The organism is Radiobacillus sp. PE A8.2 (assembly GCF_045635475.1).
Taxonomy (GTDB): Bacteria; Bacillota; Bacilli; order Bacillales; family Amphibacillaceae; genus JBJGXI01.
Map to the genome: position 1 here is coordinate 24,929 of NZ_JBJGXI010000041.1, position 23,721 is coordinate 48,649.

The 23,721-nt window shown below is 39.0% G+C and carries 17 protein-coding genes, 1 pseudogene and 1 riboswitch; of the genes and pseudogenes, 10 read left to right on the top strand and 8 right to left on the bottom strand.

The window, feature by feature from the left end; genetic code table 11:
- Nucleotides 1-8: 8 nt before the first annotated feature.
- From ACI6MV_RS18775 to ACI6MV_RS18790, 4 genes are all read right to left on the bottom strand, one after another.
- Nucleotides 9-2,174 carry a glycoside hydrolase family 3 N-terminal domain-containing protein gene (locus ACI6MV_RS18775; protein ID WP_407271855.1) on the bottom strand — a complete coding sequence of 722 codons (2,166 nt, stop codon included), beginning with the start codon at nucleotides 2,172-2,174 and terminating at the stop codon, nucleotides 9-11.
- A gap of 42 nt (nucleotides 2,175-2,216) precedes the next feature.
- A complete protein-coding gene (locus ACI6MV_RS18780; RefSeq protein ID WP_407271856.1) occupies nucleotides 2,217-3,038 on the bottom strand; it encodes a carbohydrate ABC transporter permease in 822 nt (273 codons plus the stop codon).
- Between the two features lie 10 nt (nucleotides 3,039-3,048).
- Nucleotides 3,049-3,918: a carbohydrate ABC transporter permease gene (locus tag ACI6MV_RS18785; protein ID WP_407271871.1), complete on the bottom strand. Its 870-nt coding sequence runs from the start codon at nucleotides 3,916-3,918 to the stop codon at nucleotides 3,049-3,051.
- Between the two features lie 87 nt (nucleotides 3,919-4,005).
- Nucleotides 4,006-5,286 carry a sugar ABC transporter substrate-binding protein gene (locus tag ACI6MV_RS18790; RefSeq protein ID WP_407271857.1) on the bottom strand — a complete coding sequence of 427 codons (1,281 nt, stop codon included), beginning with the start codon at nucleotides 5,284-5,286 and terminating at the stop codon, nucleotides 4,006-4,008.
- Between the two features lie 392 nt (nucleotides 5,287-5,678).
- Between ACI6MV_RS18790 and ACI6MV_RS18795 the strand changes: the two genes are divergently transcribed.
- The 4 genes from ACI6MV_RS18795 to ACI6MV_RS18810 all read left to right on the top strand — a co-directional run bounded on the left by ACI6MV_RS18795 (nucleotide 5,679) and on the right by ACI6MV_RS18810 (nucleotide 11,204).
- Nucleotides 5,679-6,692: a LacI family DNA-binding transcriptional regulator gene (locus tag ACI6MV_RS18795; RefSeq protein WP_407271858.1), complete on the top strand. Its 1,014-nt coding sequence runs from the start codon at nucleotides 5,679-5,681 to the stop codon at nucleotides 6,690-6,692.
- 128 nt (nucleotides 6,693-6,820) lie between these two features.
- Nucleotides 6,821-7,927 carry a glycoside hydrolase family 172 protein gene (locus ACI6MV_RS18800; RefSeq protein ID WP_407271859.1) on the top strand — a complete coding sequence of 369 codons (1,107 nt, stop codon included), beginning with the start codon at nucleotides 6,821-6,823 and terminating at the stop codon, nucleotides 7,925-7,927.
- 21 nt (nucleotides 7,928-7,948) lie between these two features.
- A complete protein-coding gene (locus ACI6MV_RS18805) occupies nucleotides 7,949-9,379 on the top strand; it encodes a sulfatase family protein (protein ID WP_407271860.1) in 1,431 nt (476 codons plus the stop codon).
- Between the two features lie 40 nt (nucleotides 9,380-9,419).
- Nucleotides 9,420-11,204 (top strand): L-fucose isomerase, encoded by a 1,785-nt coding sequence (locus ACI6MV_RS18810; RefSeq protein ID WP_407271861.1) that lies wholly within the window; start codon nucleotides 9,420-9,422, stop codon nucleotides 11,202-11,204.
- An 859-nt stretch (nucleotides 11,205-12,063) separates the two neighbouring features.
- On the opposite strand, the gene ACI6MV_RS18815 is transcribed toward ACI6MV_RS18810, so the two are convergent.
- Nucleotides 12,064-12,564: a universal stress protein gene (locus ACI6MV_RS18815; protein WP_407271862.1), complete on the bottom strand. Its 501-nt coding sequence runs from the start codon at nucleotides 12,562-12,564 to the stop codon at nucleotides 12,064-12,066.
- 636 nt (nucleotides 12,565-13,200) lie between these two features.
- On the opposite strand from ACI6MV_RS18815, the gene ACI6MV_RS18820 reads away from it, so the two are divergent.
- From ACI6MV_RS18820 to uxaC, 6 genes are all read left to right on the top strand, one after another.
- Nucleotides 13,201-14,052 (top strand): helix-turn-helix transcriptional regulator, encoded by an 852-nt coding sequence (locus ACI6MV_RS18820; protein ID WP_407271863.1) that lies wholly within the window; start codon nucleotides 13,201-13,203, stop codon nucleotides 14,050-14,052.
- A gap of 2 nt (nucleotides 14,053-14,054) precedes the next feature.
- A complete protein-coding gene (locus ACI6MV_RS18825) occupies nucleotides 14,055-15,212 on the top strand; it encodes a Gfo/Idh/MocA family protein (protein WP_407271864.1) in 1,158 nt (385 codons plus the stop codon).
- Between the two features lie 34 nt (nucleotides 15,213-15,246).
- Complete coding sequence (locus tag ACI6MV_RS18830; protein WP_407271865.1) at nucleotides 15,247-16,248, top strand: Gfo/Idh/MocA family protein; 1,002 nt, start codon at nucleotides 15,247-15,249, stop codon at nucleotides 16,246-16,248.
- Between the two features lie 4 nt (nucleotides 16,249-16,252).
- Entirely contained in the window at nucleotides 16,253-17,113 is an 861-nt protein-coding gene (locus ACI6MV_RS18835; protein ID WP_407271866.1) for a sugar phosphate isomerase/epimerase family protein, read from the top strand.
- A gap of 277 nt (nucleotides 17,114-17,390) precedes the next feature.
- On the top strand, nucleotides 17,391-18,470 hold the full coding sequence (locus tag ACI6MV_RS18840) for a Gfo/Idh/MocA family protein (protein ID WP_407271867.1): 1,080 nt from the start codon (nucleotides 17,391-17,393) through the stop codon (nucleotides 18,468-18,470).
- Nucleotides 18,471-19,614: 1,144 nt separating this feature from the next.
- Nucleotides 19,615-21,012 carry a glucuronate isomerase gene (gene uxaC, locus ACI6MV_RS18845; protein WP_407271868.1) on the top strand — a complete coding sequence of 466 codons (1,398 nt, stop codon included), beginning with the start codon at nucleotides 19,615-19,617 and terminating at the stop codon, nucleotides 21,010-21,012.
- Nucleotides 21,013-21,400: 388 nt separating this feature from the next.
- On the opposite strand, the gene ACI6MV_RS18850 is transcribed toward uxaC, so the two are convergent.
- From ACI6MV_RS18850 to ACI6MV_RS18860, 3 genes and pseudogenes are all read right to left on the bottom strand, one after another.
- Nucleotides 21,401-21,964, bottom strand: coding sequence for a transposase (locus ACI6MV_RS18850; protein WP_407271869.1), 564 nt, complete (start codon nucleotides 21,962-21,964; stop codon nucleotides 21,401-21,403).
- Between the two features lie 11 nt (nucleotides 21,965-21,975).
- The gene (locus ACI6MV_RS18855) at nucleotides 21,976-22,755 is read right to left on the bottom strand and encodes an IS4 family transposase (protein WP_407271870.1); all 780 of its coding nucleotides are present in this window, start codon (nucleotides 22,753-22,755) and stop codon (nucleotides 21,976-21,978) included.
- A 54-nt stretch (nucleotides 22,756-22,809) separates the two neighbouring features.
- Nucleotides 22,810-23,322: pseudogene (locus tag ACI6MV_RS18860) on the bottom strand (MFS transporter); the annotation flags it as partial.
- A gap of 117 nt (nucleotides 23,323-23,439) precedes the next feature.
- Nucleotides 23,440-23,539: riboswitch (purine riboswitch) on the bottom strand.
- Nucleotides 23,540-23,721 lie beyond the last annotated feature (182 nt).

Sequence of the window (23,721 nt, forward strand, 5' to 3'; positions counted from 1 at the left end):
GAAACACCTCAATCTACTAATTCAAATGAAAGCTCCGTTACATCTTGACTATTGGGTCCAATATATACAGAGAATTCACCGGGATCGCTGATGTATGTTAAATCAGCATGATAATATTTCAGCTGATCTTCAGTTAAAGTAAAATGGACTACTCGTTCTTCACCTGGCTGTAATGTTACTTTTTCAAAAGCTTTCAATTCTTTCAATGGACGAACAACCTCACCAACTACATCTCTTACATATAATTGAACGAGCTCCTCGCCTGCCATATCACCCTCATTCTTCACTGTTATAGAGGCAGTTAAATCGCCGTCACGTGATAGCGTGTTAGCTGACAGTGTTGCATTATGATAGGAGAAAGTGGTATAGCTTAATCCGAATCCAAACGGATATAAGGGTTCGTTAGGAATATCGAGATATTGTGATACATAGCGGATTTGTGCATCTTCCGCCCCTTGTGGGCGACCAGTATTAAAATGGTTATAATAAACGGGCACTTGTCCGACCGTATGTGGGAAAGACATTGTTAAACGACCAGATGGATTTACATCACCGTAAAGCAAATCTGCAACTGCTCTACCACCTTCCGTTCCAGGGAACCACGCTTCTAAGATGGCATCGGATTTCTCGACTACGCCGTGTAGATCAAGTGGACGGCCATTAATCAAAACCGTAACGATGCGTTTGTTTAGCTTACTTAATTGATCCACTAATTTTAACTGCGCTTCCGGTAAACGAATGTCTGCTCTGCTGCCTGCTTCGCCACTCATTTCCGAACGCTCACCTAATGCCAGTACAATCACATCTGCTTGATTAGCTACGGATAACGCTTCATCCAACTGCGCCGCATTAATGCTTTCCACCTCACACCCTTGTGCAACAAGAAGATTGTTATCTGCTACTTTAGATTTAAGTCCTTCTTGGAAGGTAACTGCATCATCTCGTGAGCCGTGCCATGACCATTGTCCTAGAATATCACCGTTATCCGCAAAAGGACCGATTAACGCAATTTTTTGTTGCGGTTGAAGCGGCAATATATTTTCATTTTTTAATAGCACACATGACTTTGTTGCTAACGAGTACGCTGTTTCCCTGTGTGCTTCACTCATAATAATTTCTTTTTCTTCTGCTTCATTCGCATCACGATACGGATTTTCAAACAAGCCTAACTTTTGCTTTAATTGCAGAATGCGAAAGACAGATTCATCAATAAGTGATTCGCTGATCTCACCTTTTTCCATAAGCGTGCGAAGGTTCTTGGCATAACAAGCGGTCATCATTTCAATATCCAGACCAGCACGTATTGCTTTTAATGCAGCTTCTTGCTCGTCTTTGGCTACGCCATGCGGAATTAATTCTTTAACAGCGCCCCAATCAGAAATCAAAACGCCATCAAAACCCCATTCATCCCTTAGTAAATCACGCATGAGTTTTTTATTACCTGTAGCAGGTATACCATCAACCGTGTTAAAAGCCGTCATGACCATTTCACAGCCCGCATCCAAAGCAGCTTTATAAGCTGGTAAATACGATTCACGCAGCTGTCTTTCCGACATATCGACTGTGTTATAGTCACGGCCGCCTTCTGGAGCGCCGTATGCTGCAAAATGCTTCACACAGGCCGCGACACGATATTTTTCATTTGTTAGATTTGAACCTTGAAACCCTCGGACAAATGCTTCGGCAAAAACGCCATTTAAATAGGGGTCTTCACCAGTCGATTCCATCACACGCCCCCACCTAGGGTCACGAACTAGATCGACCATTGGTGCAAATGTAACGTGCACACCGGATACAGCAGCTTCCTTTGCAGCAATTTCTGCACTTTTTTCAGCCAATTCTAGATCCCATGAACAACCAATCGCTAGCGGCACTGGAAAAATGGTTTTAAATCCATGAACAATATCTGCCATAATCAATAACGGAATACCTAGTCGATTGTTTTTTAAGTGTTGTTTTTGGATATTTATTACTTCTTTTGCACCTGAAGCACCGAGTACGGAACCACTGTTGTTGACGACCTCCTTGGAGATGCCCATATCCCCCAATGGACCGGTAATTTCACCTTTATCTGAAGCCCCTTCATAAAAGAAAGTAGCTAGTTGAATCAATTGGTGTATCTTCTCATCTATTGTCATTTCATGTAATAATGATATTAATTTGTCTTCATTCACTTCCCATGCCCCCAGATTTGTTTATATTTATATTTGTCTGTATTATTTAATGCCCGATACGTTAAATCCTTCCACAATGTACTTTTGGAAGATAATAAAAATGATGATAATAGGAATAACCATGATCGCTGACCCTGCCATTTGAAGTGCATAATTAGGTGTGTTTTCACTTTGTAAAAGTTGTAATCCGACAGATAATGTATAAAGCGATTGATCATTCGCTATAATTAACGGCCAGATAAAACTATTCCAACCAGCAATAAACGTTAAAATAACTTGGACTGCTAAAATTGGCTTCGATAGCGGGATGATTAATTTGAAAAAGATATAAAATTCACCAGCGCCATCAAGTCTTGCTGCTTCAATTAAGTCATTTGGAATAGTAACCATAAATTGACGGATTAAAAAGATGTTAAAAGCTACAATAAGCCCGGGTAAAACGATACCGGTCATTGTGTTTGTTAAGCCCATTTCATTCAAAATCAGGTAAGTTGGGATCATCGTAACCTGACCGGGTAACATCATTGTAGTTAGCACGACAACAAACAAAATTTCTTTGCCGCGGAATTCAAATTTTCCGAATCCGTATCCTGCCATTGTATTAAGCAATAATCCTACCATCATGAAGAATACGATAATCAAGGTGTTAATTAAATACACATCAAAATCTAAGTTTGTAAAAAGTTCCACGTAATGTGCAAATGTCGGGTCTTGCGGAAACATTGTAGGCGGAATACTTAATACTTCCCTTTCTGTCTTAAACGAGCTCAGCACCATCCAAACGAAGGGTAAGGCTACCAAGATGCCGCCTATCGACATAATCGTAATAATAACTGATCGTTCAACATTATTTCTTAACTTCATCGTAGCCACCTCACATATTGTCTGATTTTTTTATTTTGAATTGGAAAAGTGTTGCAGCAATAACAAGTGCAAACAAGATAAATGAAGCTGCAGCAGCGTATCCAAATTCGCTATATCTAAAGCCTTCTTGATAAATAAACAATGCAATTGAATTTGTTCCATTCAATGGTCCGCCATCTGTCATGACAAACGGCTCTTCGAAAAATTGCACCCAGCCTATTAAAGTAGTAACTGTCACAAAGAACGTTGCAAAACTCATCGATGGCAACGTGATTCTTATTAATTGCTGCCAACGATTGGCACCGTCTATTTCAGCAGCCTCGTAATATGTTCGCGGAATGGAACGTATTGCTGCCAAGAAGATCAGCATGCTAACGCCATTACTTTTCCAAACGGCTAATAAAATCAATGAAAATTTGGCAATTAGCGGATCTTCCAACCAAGGAACTTTGGCAAGGTCAATTAAAGATAGTAAATAGTTAAACAGTCCATATTCCCTGTTATACAAGAATCCCCACACAACAGCGATCGCAACGATATTCGTAATCGAAGGCATATAATAAATGACCCGAAATGTGGAAGATAGCCAATCTGTAACCAAATTAATAAAGAATGCGATAAAAAATGAACTACCTACAGCTAAAGGCACCCCAATAATGACATAGAAAAAGGTATTATAGAGGGATTGAAGAAAAACCTTATCCTGCAATAGGTCAACGTAGTTTTCAAATCCGTTAAAGCTAATTTGTGACCAATTAGCCAGTCCCATCAAATCCATATCTGTAAAACTAATTCCGAACGCAACAAGTATCGGTAAAAATGAAAAAAGTAGTAATAATAGAACGGCAGGTCCTATAAATAGATATGGTATAATTTTCATCTTCGTTTTACTCAATTTTTATTCCCCCTAAGTTCCGCCATATGAAAGAGAGGGCATGCATATTGCTGCATGCCTCATCGATCATTACTATTCTAAAATACTCTCCACTTCATCTCGATAATCTTCTAGGGCTTGATCAATATCTGCACCACCATGGTTGATCTGTTCCAACGTTTTTACAAGCTCTGCTGCAATCTGTTCATACTCTGGAAACATTGGTGGTATTTGCGTGTTTTCTAATTGCTCACGGAATGTATCAAGCAATGGATCATCAGCTAATGTCGGATCTTCCCAAGCGCTTGTCACTGCTGGCATAGAGTTCATTTTTTTATACCAAGCAACTTGTGTTTCTGGTTTTGCCATATAATTTAAGAATTCAAGTGCCTCGTCCACTTTGTCCGTATTATGGAAAACCGTTAATTGCGTTCCACCCATGAAAGAGTCTTTTGTTTCTCCTTCAGGCATTACCGCAATGTTCCATTTGCCTTCAAGTTCCGGTGCTTGGTTTTCAATTGTACTTACCATCCACGGACCGCCGAAGAACATCGGTTTTGATCCATCACTAAACGCCTGCATCAATTCTTTACCTTCCGTTAATTGGGCAATGTCTTTCTCGAAGAAACTATGGTACAGTTCGACCATATCTTTAAATTTAGGATCTTCGAAATTAGCTGCCCCTTTATCGACGTCATACTGCCAACCTTGTTGTAATGCGAAAATAAATGGCATGTTTGTATCTTCCTGCGCAATATCAAGACCGTATTGATCATCTCCACGAGCTGTCAGTTTTGTTGCGGCATCAATCATGTCATCCCACGTTTTTGGACCTTCAGGATAACCAACTTCCTCTAACAAATCTGTGCGATAATAAAGAATACGTGTGGAAGCGAACCACGGTACAGCAAGAATTTGATCATCATAGACAGTTGAAGCTGCTGATTCTTCAAAGAAATTGCTTTGGTCTAAATTCGGATAATCACCGATGTAGTCAGTCAAATCAAGAAATGCCCCAGCTGCTCCAAATTCAGGAACCCAAGTCATCGGAGCCTGAATAACATCCGGACCTTTTCCAGAAGCAACTGCAGTTACAACCTTATCATGTGCATTATCCCAAGGGATGGATTGTACTTCTACATCAATCCCGCTTTCTTCTTCAAAGCCTTTCACGAATTCTGCAAGATTTTCTCCTTCTGCACCCATTCCCCAAATTTTCAATGATCTGTCGGAATCGCCATTAGAATTACCATCTGCATTTTGATTCTCATTGTTGCCCTCTGCATTATTCGAACCATCAGATGAACATGCAGCTAAAACAAATATGAAACTGAACAACAATACAACTAAAAAGCTAATCTTTTTATTTCCCATTGCTTTGACACTCCCCTTATTAAGTAATAAAAATTTTATTTTCATTTCACCAATCGTGAGGTGAAACGTTTCACACCACAAATTATATCTAGGGCTGAAAGCGTTGTCAACGTGTTTTCGTTTTTAAAACAAAAAAACGATCATAAAAACCTTGATATGAAAGGTTTTAAAAAGATTAATATTTTTTTGTGCAATAGTATATTTGTTTTTTGTTTCACTATTTTCACTAGGTTTATCGAAATTATTTTCACCTGATTTCTGCATAGAACTTGCTAAAAAGTATATAAATAGATAAGATAAAGATGTGAACCACGATTTTAACTAATTATAGATAAGAAATTCATCTGTCAAATGGTGAAACGATTCGACAGAATAAAGAAAGGAGCATCAATATGCCTACGATTAAAGATGTAGCTAAAAAAGCTGGAGTAGCACTATCCACTGCTTCATACGCACTGAATGGTAATAAGAAAATCAGTGAAACGACACGACAGAGAGTATTGGAAGCAGCCAAACTTCTTAACTATAAGAAGAATGGATTTGCCTCTGATCTTAAGAAGCAGTCGACAAAAATAATTGTTATTATTCTTTCCGATTTTACTGGTCCTTATTACTCAGAAATAATTAAAGGGGTTCAACACACCGTTCAACAGCACGGGTACGATTTGATTGCTTGTACCACATCTAATAGCGGTGCTCTAGACCGTGATTCAACCGGTATCAAATTTCTGAAAGAGATGCGAGTAGACGGTGCGATTGTCTTGTCACACGAAATACCAGATGATGTTTTATTGGATACTGCGCAAATTGGGTTCCCTATTGTAGTACTAGATCGCGAACTTAATAATGAAAATTTAGTTAACATTATTGTTGATAATCGCAAAGGAGGGTTTAATGCCACAGAGCATTTAATTAAATTGGGACATCGTGATATCGCCTTTGTCGGTGGTCCCAAAGACACATTAGATAATACGCACAGATTTGTTGGATATAAGGAAGCGTTGGCATCACATAATCTGTCCTTTCAACCGAAATGGATATTTAATGGTCTGTTTACCCGAGAGAGCGGTTACCAGATGACAAAGATTTTGCTTTCCCAGCAAGACTGGCCAACTTCAATTTTCTTTGGAAATGATGAGATGGCGATTGGAGCAATTAAAGCCTTCGACGAGAAAGGGATACGCATCCCGGATGATATCTCCATTATTGGATTTGACGGAATTGATTTAACAGAACTTGTAAAACCGAGACTAACGACGATTAATCAACCGAAGTATGAGATTGGCTCATTGTGTGCTCGTTTTCTTATTCATCGTCTCAATGGTGAAGATGTACCAAATAACACCAAATTACAGACCGAGTTGATCATGGGAGAATCTACTGCTCCACCAAAACAAAAACTCTAATTCAATTATTAACATAGAAGGATTCACACTTATGGGAGGTGGTTTATAAGGTACGCTAAACCTGTCATCTGACGCCCTCGCTAATAGACTTGATTTTATTTTTCATACAGTTAAAAGGAGAGATTCTATTGTTGTACCAATTAAAGAAACTAAGAAGCCGGGCTGCTACTGCTGAAAATAAACAAGCGGAAGTAGGCGCTGGTGGAAAAGCGAATAATGGTCGAAAAGGCAGTCCGTGCCTTGAAAATGTTAAACCAGGTGAAACTCACGTTTTGCTTGATTCGAAAGGACCAGGGATGGTGCGACACATATGGTGTACCCTGCCGCCGGGAAATGTTCAACATATGCGCAACGTTATTATTCGTATGTATTGGGATGATCAGAAGCAACCAAGTGTTGAAGTGCCGATTGGAGATTTTTTCGGCATTGCACATGGCCGACAACGCAACCTTGTTTCTGATTTAATATATATGCAAGAAGGAAAAGGCTTTAACTGCTGGATCCCAATGCCATTTAAAAAAGCTGCCCGAATAACAATCGAGAATGACTCAGATAGTGATGTCCCGTTATTTTTCTATCAAATTGACTTCACGTTGGATGACGAAATTGATGAGGATACCGGATATTTCCATGCGCAATTTCGCAGAGCCAATCCATGTCCGATTCACGAAGACTTTACCGTGTTAGATGGTGTAAAAGGAAAAGGTGTTTATCTCGGAACCGTTCTCGGTGTTCGTTCACTTTACACAGAATCATGGTGGGGCGAAGGGGAATTTAAATTTTTTATCGATGGAGATACAGCATTTCCGACTATATGTGGCACAGGAGCAGAAGACTATATGGGATCTGCGTGGGGTCTTGAGCCAACAGTTACTCCATACCAAGGTGCGCCTTTAGTAGAAAATGATAATGGTTTGTACTCTATATATCGTTTTCACGTGAAAGACCCGATTTATTTTCAGGAAGACTTAAAAATAACGGTTCAACAAATTGGTTTTGGTGACACAGCATCAGCAAAAAGGCATTATGGAGAAGAATTCGTTCATTATCGTGCAGCTGGCACCACAATTGAAAGCGATACCAGCTATTTTGAACGAAGTGATGATTATTGCAGTACAGCTTACTGGTATCAAACATTGCCGACTGCTCCTTTTCCAAAATTTCCGAATCAAGTACAACGAAGTGATGATCTTTTAGAAGAAAACAATCAAAAAGTAGAGCGTTCCGATATTTAATGATTTTAGGGAGGGATTTTTTTGCGTGTAATTTATATTGATATTGATTCGATGAGACCGAAACATTTTGGAATCCATGGCTATCACCGTAATACAACACCGAATATGGATAAAATCGCTGAACAAGGTGTTCGCTTTTCTAGAGCCTATTGCGCAAGTTCTCCTTGTGCGCCGTCAAGGGCTTCATTCGCAAGTGGTTTATTTGGTATTCATCACGGAGTCGTCACACATTGGGGACCGGGAAGTGAATTTCGCTATACGAGCGATCCGGACAGACCTATGTTCACGCGGTTGCTAAGAGAAAATGGATACAAATTAGCAACCTTCTCTTCGTTCGCAGATCGCCATGATACATTTTGGTTTATGGCTGGATGGAACGAAGTGCACACACACACAACTAAAAAAGGAGACGAAAACGCAGATGAAGTAATGGATGCGGTTATTCCTTGGCTTGAGGAAAATGGTACAGAAGATGATTATTTCCTACACATGCAACTCTGGGATCCTCACCGTCAATATACGTTACCGGCTGAATATCTAGATACTTTCAAAAATGATGAAGCTCCGGCGTGGCCAGATGAAGCAGCGATCGAAAACCAACAAGACAGCTACGCGCCGTATGGTGCGCAAATGTTATTCCCTGGAGCTAACAAAAGTCCTTTTTCATACTTGCCAGATCATATCCGAAACAGAGCTGATTTCAAACAGTTCGTTGATGCATATGATGGTGCAATCCGGTTCATGGATGATCAACTCGGCAGATTATTTGCAACGCTGGAGAAGCTTGGTGTAATGGAAGATACAGCGATTATCATTAGCGCCGATCACGGTGAAGCGATGGGCGAGCATGCTGTGTATGGCGACCATGTTTGTGCTGATGAAGCAGTTCATAATATTCCGATGATCATTAAATGGCCAGGAAGCGTAATGAAAAATACCGAGCGCGATGATCTCGTATATAACGTTGACCTAATTGCTTCATTAGTTGATCTATTAGGGATTGATGTGCCTGACGGATGGGACGGAAAGTCATTCGCCAGCGTAATTCGAGGTGAAGACTATACATCGCGTGATTATTTAGTCTGGGATCACGGGTTATATAGTGTAGGACGTTCCGTAAGAACCGATGACTGGTTATTGATGCGCACATACCATCCAGGTGTAGTGCCACTAGAACCAGTAGCATTATATGACATGAAAAATGATCCGTTTATGACAAACAATCTGGCTCCAGAAAGGCAAGATGTAGTTGAAAAACTAAATCATCTACTTTTAACATGGTTACACGAGCAAGTCGGACAACCATTTGAAAAACCAGATCCTCTAGCAAAAGTTATTGAAACAGGTCCCTTTAAATATATAAAGGAAGATCAATGGTACAAACTCCTCAACGAGGCAGGACGAGAAGATTTAGCAGCGCAATATATGAAAACGATCGGAAGAACAAAATAAACAGGTGAAAAACTTGATTAATATATTGGAGGTTTCGTTTATGAGCAAGAATACTAGACTTCATGGGAAACTACCGAAAATCGGGATACGACCGACAGTTGACGGAAGACGCGGTGGCATTAGAGAGTCACTCGAAGACATCACGATGAACATGGCTAATGCGGTTGCCTCATTTTTGACAGAAAAGATGAAATACAGTAATGGAAACCCAGTGGAATGCGTTGTCGCAGACACATGTATTGGCGGTGTAGTAGAAGCGTCCCAAGCGCAGCAAAAATTCAAAGAACAAGGCGTTGACATTACGATCACGGTTACGCCTTCTTGGTGTTACCCAACCGAAACGATTGATCAGGATCCGCATACGATAAAGGCGATTTGGGGGTTTAACGGAACAGAGAGACCTGGAGCTGTTTATTTAGCGGCTGCAGTATCTGCTCATAATCAAAAGGGTCTTCCTGTATACAGTATTTACGGGCATGATGTGCAGGATATTACTGACACTTCGATCCCAGCTGATGTGCAACAAAAATTACTACAATTCACCAAGTCAGCACTTGCTGTAAGTGCAATTCGAGGCAAATCATATCTCTCCCTCGGTTATGTATCGATGGGGATCGCTGGTAGTATGGTGGACGAAGAGTTGTTCCAGAACTACTTAGGCATGCGCAACGAATATGTAGACATGAGTGAGATCATTCGTAGATTAGAGCTAGGTATCTATGACCAACAGGAATTCGAACTAGCATTGGCATGGGTAAAGGAAAACTGTAAAGAAGGTCAAGATATTAACGCGCCTGAGTTGCAAAGATCAGGAGAACAAAAAGCACAAGATTGGGAAACGGTTGTGAAAATGGCTTTGATCGGAAAAGATATGATGATCGGAAATTCAAAGCGTGCTGAAATTGGATTCGGTGAAGAAGCATTAGGTCATAACGCTATTGCTGCCGGGTTCCAAGGACAACGAGCATGGACGGATTTTATGCCAAACGGCGATTTTATGGAAGCGATCTTATCCTCCTCATTTGATTGGAATGGAAAACGTGAGCCTTTTATTTTCGCTACAGAGAATGACAGTTTAAATGCGGTTACGATGCTATTTGGCCATTTATTAACGCATGCTGCGCAGATTTTTGCCGACGTGAAAACATATTGGAGCCCGGAGGCAGTTGAACGCGTGACAAATCATAAACTGCAGGGCCGCGCCGAGAACGGACTAATCCTACTGCAAAATTCAGGTGCTGCTGCCCTTGACGGCACAGGTGAACAACGCGTGGAGGGTGAACCGGCAATGAAGCCATTCTGGGAAATTACGGATGAGGAAGTTGATCGCTGTATAGAGCAGACAAAATGGTGCCCTGCTGTTGATTTCTTTAGAGGTGGCGGCTTTTCTTCCCAAATGTTAACCAAAGCAGGTATGCCAGTTACCATGGCTAGAATTAATCTTGTAAAAGGACTAGGCCCAGTGCTGCAACTAGCAGAAGGGTATACGGTAGAGTTACCAGATGATGTGCACAAAACACTATTAGACAGGACCGACCCGACATGGCCAGCAACTTGGTTTGCGCCTAAGCTAACAGGCAGCGGCGCATTCAAAGATGTGTACGCTGTTATGTATAATTGGGGTTCCAACCATTGTGCCTTTAGTTATGGGCACATCGGTCATGACCTTATTACACTTGCTTCGATGTTACGAATTCCAGTTTCCATGCACAACGTAGAAGAAGCGCGCATTTTCCGACCGAATTCCTGGAGTGCCTTTGGTGCATCAGATCCTACTGGTGCTGATTTTAGAGCTTGTGAAGCTTATGGACCGTTGTATCGGTAAGTGGGGGTGTATGTATACGTAATTCTTTTTTTAGCGACGTTTAGATTAATATGAAGTAGCTGGATTACTGCCCCTTTGTAACTTTGTTTATAAGGGGCAGTTTATGTGTGAAACAAATCCCGAGCGGTGGATTTAGCTACAAATAAAAACTTAAATGTTCCAGACAAAAAACGGATCATTATTAAGACAAACTAGTTCCCTTTTTGGTGGGCGCCTCGCGATTCTGCCCATCAATTTAAGTAGAATTAACGAATGGGGAATCGCATACATTTGATTTTACGTTGTTAATATTATTTTGGAGAAGGTTATCTTAGAAGGTGGTAGACCATTCACTACTGCCAAACCTGATGTATCGGTAATTCTTATACCACTATAGTTGGTGTATTTACTAAATTTCGAAATGATGGACTATATTTTTCAAATTATATTTCTAGTATTTTATATAATAGTGCTGTAGAACTAATGCTAAGGTGGATATATATTAGAATTGGTGGAGGTGAAATGACATGCACATACCCTACTACCTGACCACTTAGCAAAAAGGATTAGGGGGGAGTAAGTATACCCCTATCCATGGACAAAAGAGAAATTTTTCCACAACAAAATAAATTGAGGCTGAAATTCATTCTGGTAGTTTGTGGAAATATCGGACAGGGTCGCTCCATGATTCAGCATTAGCAAAAGGGCTAAAAAAACTATTTTACTTAATTCATGCATGCGGTATCTGTCAGCCATAAAAAACAGTATGTTAAGCAATTAAAGCTAGTAGAAATATGAAGTTTTATGAAAAAATAATACGAGAAGTGACAGTATCCCAAATACAGAAATAGGAGAGGGATTAGGCTCATCCCTCTCTCGTCTATTTAACTACTAATACTGGACAGTTTGCTTGATTGGCAACTTTATTACTAACGCTTCCCATGACTAACTTTTTTATTTCACTTCGCCCGCGTTGGCCAATGACGATAAGGTCGACCATTTGTTGTTCAGCGAAGCTGCATATTTCCTTTGCTGGTGTACCCATTAATATGTCAGTTTCTACATCAATTAAGCTACCTGTCAGTTTTGCTTTAGCAATCGTGATGATTTTTTCTGCTGCTTGATCAAATTCATTCAAATTATTTTCCACAGGGAACGTGCCTGTATGTGCATAGGATTGATTCATCATACTGATCACAGGTGCTGTTACACCATACACCGGAGCATCTTGAACTTCATTCGTAGGTTTGCGATTTTGAACATATACAATTGATAAACAAGCCTTACTAAGTTGTCCTATTTTTTCTGCCTCTTTCAAAGCATTCACACTTCCTTCTGAACCGTCAAAAGCTACTAAAATATTTGAGTAAGTGTTACTCATCTTAGTCAACTCCTTGTTTTAATTTTGTGAAAACAAAATACTAATAAATTGGACGTGCTGCCGTGAGGTGGGCTATTATATCTGCTTGTTTGGTAGCTGTGTATCAAGTTTGGAACATGGTATGGACTGTCCCTAAGATACCTCCTTTTTGTAAGGCTTGGGTATTATATACACGCTATAGTATCAAATGAAACTTTTTCACATATTAAGGTTTGGTTACAAATGCAATGTAAACGACACAAAGTAAGCTAAATCAGACATGCGTATATCCAGATAACTGTGTTCGCATAATAGGATAATTCAGTTTTTACTTACTCAATTCGACAAAGTATATTTCAAGTTAAAAATTTACATTTATAGTGCGTGTTCAAAAAGTTCCTTTTTTAGCACCGAGAAGATTGGATGAAGCTAGGAAAAGAGGATCGGAGCATCGGAGCATAGACATAACATACGTGAGGACCGGATTCGTGCAAAAAACTTTCGGATTTCTCTGAAAAGCACTAACCAAATTACCTTAAAATGTTCTAAAAAAAGCATTTTCAGATAATTTTTGGTGTAAAATAGACAATATTGGTTAATGAATTTACTTATTGTGTGATATAAAATAAAATCAGTTACGTAAAGGAAATGGTAATTATGAACGAGAGCTTATTAGCTAATTATCGAATGCAAGGACATAGAGACTTCGAGTATCATTCCCACCAAGAATATGAGATTTACTTTTTTCATGAGGGATCTTGTCGCTATTTAATTCAGAATAAGATTTATGACTTACAGCCTGGTGATATTATGCTTATGGATGGTTTAGAGTTGCATAAACCAAATGTAAATCCAAATGATCCTTATGTTCGAAGCGTTGTTCATTTTTCGCCATATTGGATCAAAAGTACGCTTGAAGAGCTAGGTAGTATGTATTTACTGGAACCATTTCAAAAACTACATCAATGTTTAATTCGCACCAATGGTAATTCGGATTCTAAAAGATTAGAGAAAATTTTTGCGCGTTTAACAGAATTAAAAAGAAAGGATAATAAAAATGACCATTTAATCGAGATGGAGCTTAAAGTGTTGCTGATCCAGGCTTTAATTATTGTTTATCAACTAGGACAAAAGGATTCTATGAAAATAGAAAATCGAAGTGACAAGACAGATCATGTCGAAAATATTGCGACATTCATTAAAGACAATTATATGCAGAAATTAACGTTGGATAAAATTGCAAACGCACTAAATTTAAGTAAATCCTATGTCTCCCACGTGTATAAAGAGATGACAGGGTTTACGGTAATGGAATATGTGATGGGATGCCGTTTAACCCAAGTGAAATATTTACTTGAGATGGAACCTAAAAAAAGCTTGAAGGACATAGCCTTTGAATGCGGATTTGAAAGCGTTTCACATTTTAGTCGTTATTTTCGAGAAAAAGTGGGCGTTACTGCTAAAGAATATCGTAATTTACGAATACAAATTTTTGGTAAGGAGAGATAAACATGGAAAAAGTAAGGCTAGGAATCATTGGTTTTGGCGTGCAAGGTGGAAATTATGCTGATTTTATCGCAAATGGAAAAGTAAAGGGAATGGAAATTGGAGCGATTTGTGACATTGAAGAGGAAAAGCAGGAAGCGGCTAAGCAACAATACCCTAATGTTCCATTTTTCAATAACTACACCGATATGTTAGAAAGTGGCAATGTAGATGCGATCGTTACATGTGTGCCTCACTACTTGCACCCCGAAATGGGAATTGGATCCATAAAAAGAGATATTCATGCGTTGATTGAAAAACCAGCAGGCGTCTATACCAAACAAGTAAAAGAGTTAAATGATTTTGCTGCAACGAAACCGGACGTTTTATTTGGAATTATGTTTAATCAACGTACTAATAAATTGTATCAAAAAGTTAAAGAAATTGTTGATAGTGGAGATATTGGAAATATCCGCCGTACTAACTGGATTATCACGTCCTGGTGGAGACCTCAAGGTTATTATGAACAAAGTGCGTGGAGAGCTACTTGGGAAGGTGAAGGTGGTGGGGTACTTGTTAATCAAGCGCCACATCAGATCGATTTACTGCAATGGATTTGTGGAATGCCGAAAAAAGTTTATTCGAATGTGAAATATGGTTATCAACGTAATATTCCTGTGGAAGATGAAGTGACTGTGTTACTTGACTATGGAAATGGTGCAACAGGGGTATTTATTACTTGTACACATGACGTCATTGGTACTGATCGGTTTGAGATTTTAGGGGATAATGGAAAAATTGTCGTTGAGGATAGCAAGAAAGTAACGATTAAACGGTTACACAAACCTGAAGCTGAAATGAGCGCAACGATGAGCATGCAAGAAGTAAATGAAATTGTTACTGGTAAAGGAACTGAAGGTATTTATAATGAAGAGGTATTAGAGTTTGAAAGCGCTTGGGGTGAACAGCATATTAACGTGTTGCAGAACTTTGCTAATAGCTTGATCCATGGTGAAGCGATCTTAGCTCCAGGTAGTGATGGAATTAATGGAGTATCCTTAGCAAATGCTATTCATCTTTCTAGCTGGCTAGGAAAGGAAGTAGAATTGCCAATTGATGAAGAAGTATATTATCAAGAACTAATGAAAAAGGTCGAAGAAGAAAGAAATACAGCTGTAAAATAATCGATCTAAGCGCTAAACGGAAGGGATTGGCAATATGCTTAAAATAGCAATAATTGGACTTGGAGACGTATCAAAGGTCCATATTCCCGCTATTCAAAATAATATAAACGCAAAATTAGTTGCGGTGTGTGATATTGATAAATCATTAAAGGACACTGTTGACCAAACCACTTTCTACTCAGATTATAAAACGATGTTAAAAATGGAATCTTTAGATTGTGTTCACATCTGTTTACCACATCATCTACATTATCCGGTTGCAAAGGCGTGTGTGGAGAGTGGGGCGCATGTCCTTCTCGAAAAACCTATTGCAAGTTCTGTGAAGGATGGGTTGTCTTTAGTTGAGCTAGAACAGAAAAATAAAGACATTAAGATTGGTGTTTCCTTTCAAAATCGATTAAATGAAACGTTTCTTAAACTACAGGAACTGATAGCTAGTGGCGCGTATGGCGAGGTGCTAGGTATAAAGGGAATAGTGACTTGGTGCCGACCTAAATCTTATTATGATATGAAGCCGTGGCGCGGTAAGATGAACGAAGCTGGTGGTGGAGTGATGATCAATCAATCTATTCATACACTTGATTACATGCAACTGATTGGTGGTAACATTTCGTCGATTAGAGGTACAGTAGACAATTTAATAGAAAATGGGCACGAAGTAGAAGATACAGCTGTTGCCCACATTCGGTTTCAAAGTGGTGCAACAGGATTGTTTTTTGCTACGACGACGAATGCTATAAATTCGAGTGTTGAATTCCAAGTAGTATTAGAGAAAGGTAAACTTACGATAAAAGATAACATTCTAACAACTGTCAATGAGACTGGAAATAAGGAAAAAATTGTGGAGGACTCAAGACTAGATGGCTCCAAATTTTATTATGGTGCCAGTCATACGAAAATAATTGATCAATTTTATCAATGTATTATAAATGATAAACAGAATTATGTGCACGTAAAAGAGGGTCAAATAACAATGCAGATGATCGATGCTATTTATCGATCATCTGCACAAAAATCATTAGTAGAGTGGAGGTAATAGAATGGAAAAAGGTAAAATTGGTGTTCAAATGATGATGTTAAAAGAAAAAGTTGCTGAACTAGGTGCCTATGAAACACTGAAACGGATTTATAATTTAGGTTATCGTGCAGTTGAGGTATCACAAATTCCGATGACACCAGAAAATGTAGCAGAAATCAAAAGAGCTAGTGAAGACTTTGGTATTAAAATAGCGGCAATGTCAGCTGCGTTAGAACCGGCAATGCCTGGTGCACCTGGAGAAACTCTTAGTAATGATTTTGATAAGATCGTTAATGATTGTAAAACATTGAAATGTAATTTCCTCCGCATCGGAATGTTGCCGATGACGGTCATCGGTGAGAAGGATAGTGTTATGGGCTTTATCGATCGTGCAGAACAAATGGCACATCGTTTAGCGGATTATGATATTGAGCTTTACTATCACACCCATCATATAGAATTCCAGAAATATGATGGAGAATATTTGTTAGATTTAATCAAAAACCATACAACTAAGTTAGGATTCGAGTTAGATGTGCACTGGATCCAACGTGCTGGTGAAAATCCTATCGAAGTTATTAAACAGTACAAAGATCGTATATCGCTATTGCATTTAAAAGACTATCGTATTGGTAAACTAGATATAACAGAGAAGGATTTTGAAGATAAAAGTGTGTTTTCTAAGAAGTTTATCAATTTGATAGAGTTTGCGGAGGTAGGCGAAGGAAATCTTGATATTAATGGAGTCATTCAGGCAGGTCTAGAGAGTGGTGCCAAATATTTCTTGGTCGAGCAGGATGATACGTATGGGATTGATCCGTTTGAGTGTCTTGATACATCGGCGAAAAATTTACGTAAGTTAGGTTATTCAGATTGGTTTTAGATTGTATTTTTTTCGAAAGATAAGAAGGTATATAAATGTGTACAAGTGTCTAGCTCTGAGCGCCAGAAACTACGCGACTTCACGAATCGCCCTGCGATAAGTCATCATTGATTCAAGTTTTATGGAAAGTCGACTAAAAGCGGACTTGTCGTCCAACGTCGACATCCCCCCTTTGCGGGGGCATGATTCCTTTATTAATCGATTCGCTTCAGTCGCTGCGTTTCTATACGGCGCTCTAGAACTTTTCTTATTTCTTAATCTATGTGGAGGTGTTTAGGTGAGCAAAGACGGAATGAATTATGCGCCGAAGGGAAAGCCGAATCCCGTTGTCGAGAAGGGGCAGTTTCCAATTGCTGCTGTCGCACTTGACCATGGACATATTTTTGGTATGTGTAACGGTTTGGTTGAAGCAGGTGCGACAATAAAGTGGGTTTATGATCCAGATCCAAAAAAAGTTAGCGATTTTATTGAGAAATTTCCAGAAGCTAAAGCTGCAGAATCATTAGAACAAGTATTAACAGACCCGTCAATAAAACTAGTGGCTGCTGCAGCAATACCTTCTGAGCGAAGTGCACTAGGAAACAAAGTGTTGAAAGCGCAGAAGGATTATTTTACAGACAAAACTCCTTTTACAACCATGAATCAACTAGAGGAAACAAAGCGTGTGGTCAAAGAAACAGGACAAAAGTATATGGTCTATTTTAGTGAGCGGCTGCATGTAGAGGGAGCGGTGTTTGCGGGAGATCTAATTAAACAAGGTGCGATTGGTCGTGTCATTCAAGTAACAGGTTTTGGACCGCATCGGTTGAATGCTTCGAGCCGGCCAGGTTGGTTCTTTAACAAAGCACAATACGGCGGGATTTTATGTGATATAGGTAGTCACCAGATTGAACAATTTTTATACTATGCAGGATGTGAGGATGCAAAAATTCTACATAGTAAAGTAGCGAATTACAATAATCCAGATTATCCACAATTAGAAGACTACGGCGACGCAACGCTTGTTGGTAATAATGGAGCTACACAATATTTTCGTGTAGATTGGTTCACGCCTGATGGATTGAGCACATGGGGAGACGGACGCACTTTTATTATTGGTACAGAAGGAACGATTGAGATTCGTAAGTATGTCGATGTGGCGAGACAACAATCTGGGGATCATTTATTTCTAGTAAATAAAGACGGAGAAAAGCATTATGAATTAGCAGAGCAAGTTGGTTTTCCCTTCTTCGGAGAGTTAATAAAAGATTGTTTACATCGAACAGAACATGCAATGACTCAAGCTCATGCGTTTAAGGCAGCTGAATTATGTCTGCAAGCACAAGAGCAAGCCATTGTAATAGAAAAATGTCTTTAGGTGTGGAAGATATGGATTGCAGATATCCGCTTTGCCTTAAGTATCTTTTATGAAGAATCTAAGTTATTTGTTTTTTTATCCACTATCCCATAAATCAGAGGCTCAACAGTTTTCTGAATTACAGAAACTTCTTAAGGACATTCAGTTTCATTTGAAAGAATCTTTAAAAGTGTCTATTTAGTCAATTCCATAATACTGAATTTTAGCTATCTGCATCCATATATAGTCGGATCAAATCGTATCCGAACTATATATGGATGAGGATAGCTGTATAAGGTAATTATAAAATTGACTCTATTACTTAAATAATAGGAAGAAGTGGAGAATTTCCTGATCAAACGAGAAGTGAGTTAATAAAACTTATTGATACAAAAGAACAGCGATTTTACATGGAGAATGCCTAAGTTGCTAGTAGAAAGCAACTTCATTCTTCTGAGAGCGATATTCTAACATCCTATATGGAAGCGTCCAAGAATTTAAAACATTAATCATTCAAAAAGATATTTATGCGGTGACTGCTTACGTTGAAAAATGGATAAAGTATTATCCAAGATAATAAATTTGTCCCAAATAATGTTCGGGAGTGGGTAATAAAAGTCATCTTTGACATTAAGCTAAAGTTTAATTCTCTTCTGAATTTTGAATCTAATTATTCTGTATCTGTTTCAGATAATCTTATTATAAAAGCAGAATCAATTTACCAGTTAGAGGCTTATATGAAGGAGATCTTTACTAAACTCGTCCGTAATATCGGATCTATCAATGAAGGTCCAAAAAGAAATGAAATTCTAAAAGCACAGAAATTTGTGCTAGTTAATTAAGTTATTTTGGAAGTGGATTTTCAAGGAAAAGATCAAAATGTATATAGGTACAAGAATGCAAGTGTTTTATAACCCAGACAATTTTTCGACATGATTAAGATGTTAAAGGAAGATGAAGTTTGGCGTCAGCCCTTAGAGAAAGGAGTGGTAGAGGTTGATGTGTAAACCATTAAGTAGAGAATAAACATTAAACTTGCCACAAAGGATTTTCCACTTGAATAATAAAGCAAATGCAAGTATCCTTTAAATAAGAAATTAGTTTGTTTGACGAACAAATTAAATATTTCTAGAAAATAATAATACGCGAGGTAGGGGAGAGCAGAATGGAAAAATTTATTACAGATGATTTTCTCTTGTATAATGATGTTGCAAAGCATTTATATCATCACGTTGCAAAAAATCTACCAATCATAGACTATCATAATCACCTGAATCAAAAAGAGATACTAGAAAACAAAAATTATACTAATATCGCAGAAATTTGGCTTGCAGGAGACCATTACAAATGGAGAGCGATGAGGGCCAATGGGATTAGTGAGGATTATATCACTGGAGACAAGAGTGATTATGAGAAATTTCTAGCTTGGGCGAAAACCGTTCCCAATACATTCGGAAACCCGCTATATCACTGGACACACTTGGAGCTTCAGAGATACTTCGGAATTGATGAGCTTTTGAACGAGGAGACGGCACCTGCCATATGGGAAGAAGCCAATCGTAAGCTCGCAACGCCTGACTTATCGGTGCGTTCCATTCTTAAAAAAGATAATGTGGTGTTTGTTGGAACAACTGACGATCCGACTGACACTTTAGAATATCATGCTGCGTTGGCGAAAGCGGATTTCGGAAGCAAGGTATCTCCTTCTTTCCGGCCGGATAAAGGATTAAATATTGATGCAACTGATTTTCTAGCATGGATAGCAAAGCTAGAACAAGCAGAAGACAGTACGATTACGAATTACCAAGCTTTATTGGATGCACTAACGAAGCGGATAGACGTGTTCGATGAATTAGGTTGCCGCAGTTCTGATCATGGAATTAATGTTATGTACTTTGAAGAGGCAACGAAGGAAGAAGTCACAACTATTTTCGAAAAACGACTAAAGGGTGAACCATTATCTGAGAAAGAGGTAAACCAGTATCGTACGTATACGTTAGTATTTTTAGGAAAGCTATATGCAGCAAAGGGCTGGGTTATGCAATTACACATTAACCCACTTCGCAATAACAATACGCGTATGTTCCGTCAAATTGGCCCGGACAGCGGGTTTGACTCTATTGGTGATCGTCTGCTAGCAGAACCGCTAGCTAAATTTTTGGATGCGTTAGAGATGAATGGAAATTTACCTAAAACCGTCCTTTATTCACTAAACTCCAGAGATAATAACGTGTTAGCTGCAATGGCAGGAAACTACCAAAATCATGAAATTCCTGGAAAAGTCCAATTTGGTACAGCCTGGTGGTACAACGACCATATTGACGGCATGGAAGACCAAATGAAAACATTAGCCAGTACAGGTCTGATTAGTAACTTCATCGGCATGTTAACAGACTCCAGAAGTTTTCTATCATTCTCACGACATGAGTACTTCCGCAGAATTCTGTGTAACCTATTAGGAACATGGGTAGAACAAGGAAAAGTACCAAAAGATATGAACCTGCTAGAAACGTATGTGAAAAATATTTGTTATTATAATGCAGAACGCTATTTTGATATTTGAGACAGTAGGGACGGTTCTTCCGTCCCAATTTATTTGCAATAGCAATCTATTGTTCTTGTATATTCCTTATTAATAGCATAATAGACTAAGCTCATATAAATGGAGACCCCAATTAACTCAAAAACATCCTAGACCAGCGATACGCCAATCTAGGATAAACATGATCTGTAATACCTTAAGCGCCAAAGATTTGGCCCTCCACTCGGAAACTTATCTTCATAGCCCCTTGACGTATGGGATAGGCGAGCCGTCCTCATAGCCGTCAAGCTAAGAAACAGAACACTCTAATACAAACGCGTTAGCTCTTTCTAAATCTTTATATTGAAAAAATTTCCAATAAGTGGTTAGTCCTCGGACAAGGTGTCAAGAGAAGCTTTTAAAAAACCTATCACCCAGAGAACGTTTCTTCATAGGAGAGGTTAAGAATGTCAAAAGGACTAATATGTTTGCTTCTATGTTCTTTCTTTCCGTGTCGACAGACGTTTTCATAGACGGTTTTGATTACTTCAATTATCGATGTAATCCCCTTTGAAATGGCGCGCGCCATGAATGGTAGTGATTGTTTCGCCTGTTGTATTCCTTTATATTCACTACCCTCTATGGCGTGTTTTTGATAGAGGAGATAACGACATTGAAAAGCCATCATAGAAGATAAAAGAATACGGATTAAAGTCCCATACAGATGACATTCAAAACGTTCCTGTTTCATCGTTCGAACGTGATCAATTTCAAATAATGATTTCCATGTTTTAAACAGAATTTCCACTTGCCAGCGTAACGAATATAATGGGTAAAGCTCTTGCGGTTCTAAGTATTCTTGTGTTACATTGGTGACAAGAATTTGGATAGCATTTCTTTGTGAAGCAGATTGGGTTGGTTTCCCTTTCTGCTTCTTTTTTTGTAGAAATGCATCTCGACGTTTACATTGTTCCTCGGTTAGTTTTTGAACCACAACTCTGGTATCTAAGCTGGTTCGTGGGTAATCACTACACGAATAAATCCATAATCAACAGTCTCACCAGGGGATATATTTTCCGCGTCTTGCATCGGATCAACTGGCAGCCATCCGCGGTGTGTATCCCATAACCATAGTTTTGTATTCGTTGGTATCCGACTAATATAAGACGCTCCTTGCTTATCAATTTTCTTTAGATTCTCCGCTGAATAGTAACCAAGATCTCTTAAACATAGATCTTCTGGTCGGAGAGATGGTTCTACATCAAGCGCGGCTTTTCGATCACTAGCCTTTCCGTGATGCACAGAAGTATGAAGAAATCGGCCTTGATACCATTCATATTCAAGCTGCACCTTCACACCAGAGCCATTAGTACCAAGATAATTTGTAAGGTGATCCGGTAATTGAAAAGACGTGGCATCCATAATCCTTATCCGTGAGAACATGCGATTCTCATCAATAGGAGCAACAAACCAGTCTTGTTTAGATAATAATTGAAAGAAAATCTCTTTCAGAAACGCTGTCGCATTATCATTAAAACGACTATCTAGTGCCTGCTTGGAAAGAGATGTTTTCGATTGAAGAGAAAGTGTGCCACAAAGCTCATGTAAACTTTCATCACTTACGGAATCAGCTGAAAGAGAGCAAAGCACGAGAAAATCTTCAGGCTTTAGCTTGCCTTTTCGTTGAACAAACTTAGTATCTCTAGCAAATTGACGCAACGCTGATTTAGAGATTGTAGAATAAATAGCTTCTGCAAACGGACGAATGTCTTTACGTGAAATCATGAAAAATCATCCTTTCTTGGTGAATTTATCAAGGAAGGATAGCAAAAGATTCCACTATTTTAAAGTGTTGTGCTTAGCTTGACGGCTATGCGAGCCGTCCTTGTGTTCCTGTAACGAACTGTTTTGTCTTCTACTCTTCGTTTTAGATAAAGAATATACGGCACATAGTAAAGCAATTACGGTAACGATACTCCCAACCCATGGCATTTGCGCCACGGTGCCGGTTTGTTCCAAAGCGATTCCGCCCATCGCAGAACCTACGGCAATCCCAACTTGCAGTGCTGAATTGTTAAAGCTCTGCTGGATATCCGAGGTGGCTGGTGCGGCTTGAATCAAAAAGCTTTGCTGCGGTGGAGCTAATGCCCAACTTAGCGCAGCCCAGATGATCATCACTGGGATAAACAGCACAAGCGAAAATGTAGTGAACGGCAAGATTCCGAGCACAACTACAAAGGCGATGATCACCATCAAAATGCTCTTCTTCGTACCAATCCAATCGGAAAGTGTACCACCTAAAGCCCCGCCGCCAACTGCTGCAATTCCGAAAATGAAGTAGCACACGCTAACGATATCGATTGTGCTAAAGACGTGGAATCGTAAAATTTTACTAGCCCGCATTTTCCGGTTTGGATTCAACCTTCTCGGAAGGAAAGCACAAAAAAATTCTGATTACAAACAACGAATAATTGCCGATTCATTTTCTGTAATCAGGATCTTAAGGTTTCTAGTAGAGACCCTCAAGCCATATTCTTAAGGTTACACAGTTTAATATTTAATTTGTGGACACTTTAGAGATTGTACAATAGTTTCTTTTGGTTTTCAAAAAGGAAATTTGTATAGTGTAGATATGTGCCACACCTCCAAGATGAATTGCTCTAGCTTTGTTGGCTTTTACCTCCTTATATGTTTATTTGGAAAGGAGTTCAGGGGTTGATATAGCTGAAATTTCATGTTGTATATTTTTTT

Excerpts from the sequence above, each read along its gene's own strand:
- ACI6MV_RS18780 (WP_407271856.1), bottom strand. The coding sequence starts at position 3,038 with ATGAAGTTAAGAAATAATGTTGAACGATCAGTTATTATTACGATTATG.
- ACI6MV_RS18785 (WP_407271871.1), bottom strand. The coding sequence starts at position 3,918 with ATGAAAATTATACCATATCTATTTATAGGACCTGCCGTTCTATTATTA.
- ACI6MV_RS18790 (WP_407271857.1), bottom strand. The coding sequence starts at position 5,286 with ATGGGAAATAAAAAGATTAGCTTTTTAGTTGTATTGTTGTTCAGTTTC.
- ACI6MV_RS18795 (WP_407271858.1), top strand. The coding sequence starts at position 5,679 with ATGCCTACGATTAAAGATGTAGCTAAAAAAGCTGGAGTAGCACTATCC.
- ACI6MV_RS18810 (WP_407271861.1), top strand. The coding sequence starts at position 9,420 with ATGAGCAAGAATACTAGACTTCATGGGAAACTACCGAAAATCGGGATA.
- ACI6MV_RS18815 (WP_407271862.1), bottom strand. The coding sequence starts at position 12,564 with ATGAGTAACACTTACTCAAATATTTTAGTAGCTTTTGACGGTTCAGAA.
- ACI6MV_RS18820 (WP_407271863.1), top strand. The coding sequence starts at position 13,201 with ATGAACGAGAGCTTATTAGCTAATTATCGAATGCAAGGACATAGAGAC.
- ACI6MV_RS18825 (WP_407271864.1), top strand. The coding sequence starts at position 14,055 with ATGGAAAAAGTAAGGCTAGGAATCATTGGTTTTGGCGTGCAAGGTGGA.
- ACI6MV_RS18830 (WP_407271865.1), top strand. The coding sequence starts at position 15,247 with ATGCTTAAAATAGCAATAATTGGACTTGGAGACGTATCAAAGGTCCAT.
- ACI6MV_RS18835 (WP_407271866.1), top strand. The coding sequence starts at position 16,253 with ATGGAAAAAGGTAAAATTGGTGTTCAAATGATGATGTTAAAAGAAAAA.
- uxaC (WP_407271868.1), top strand. The coding sequence starts at position 19,615 with ATGGAAAAATTTATTACAGATGATTTTCTCTTGTATAATGATGTTGCA.
- ACI6MV_RS18855 (WP_407271870.1), bottom strand. The coding sequence starts at position 22,755 with ATGATTTCACGTAAAGACATTCGTCCGTTTGCAGAAGCTATTTATTCT.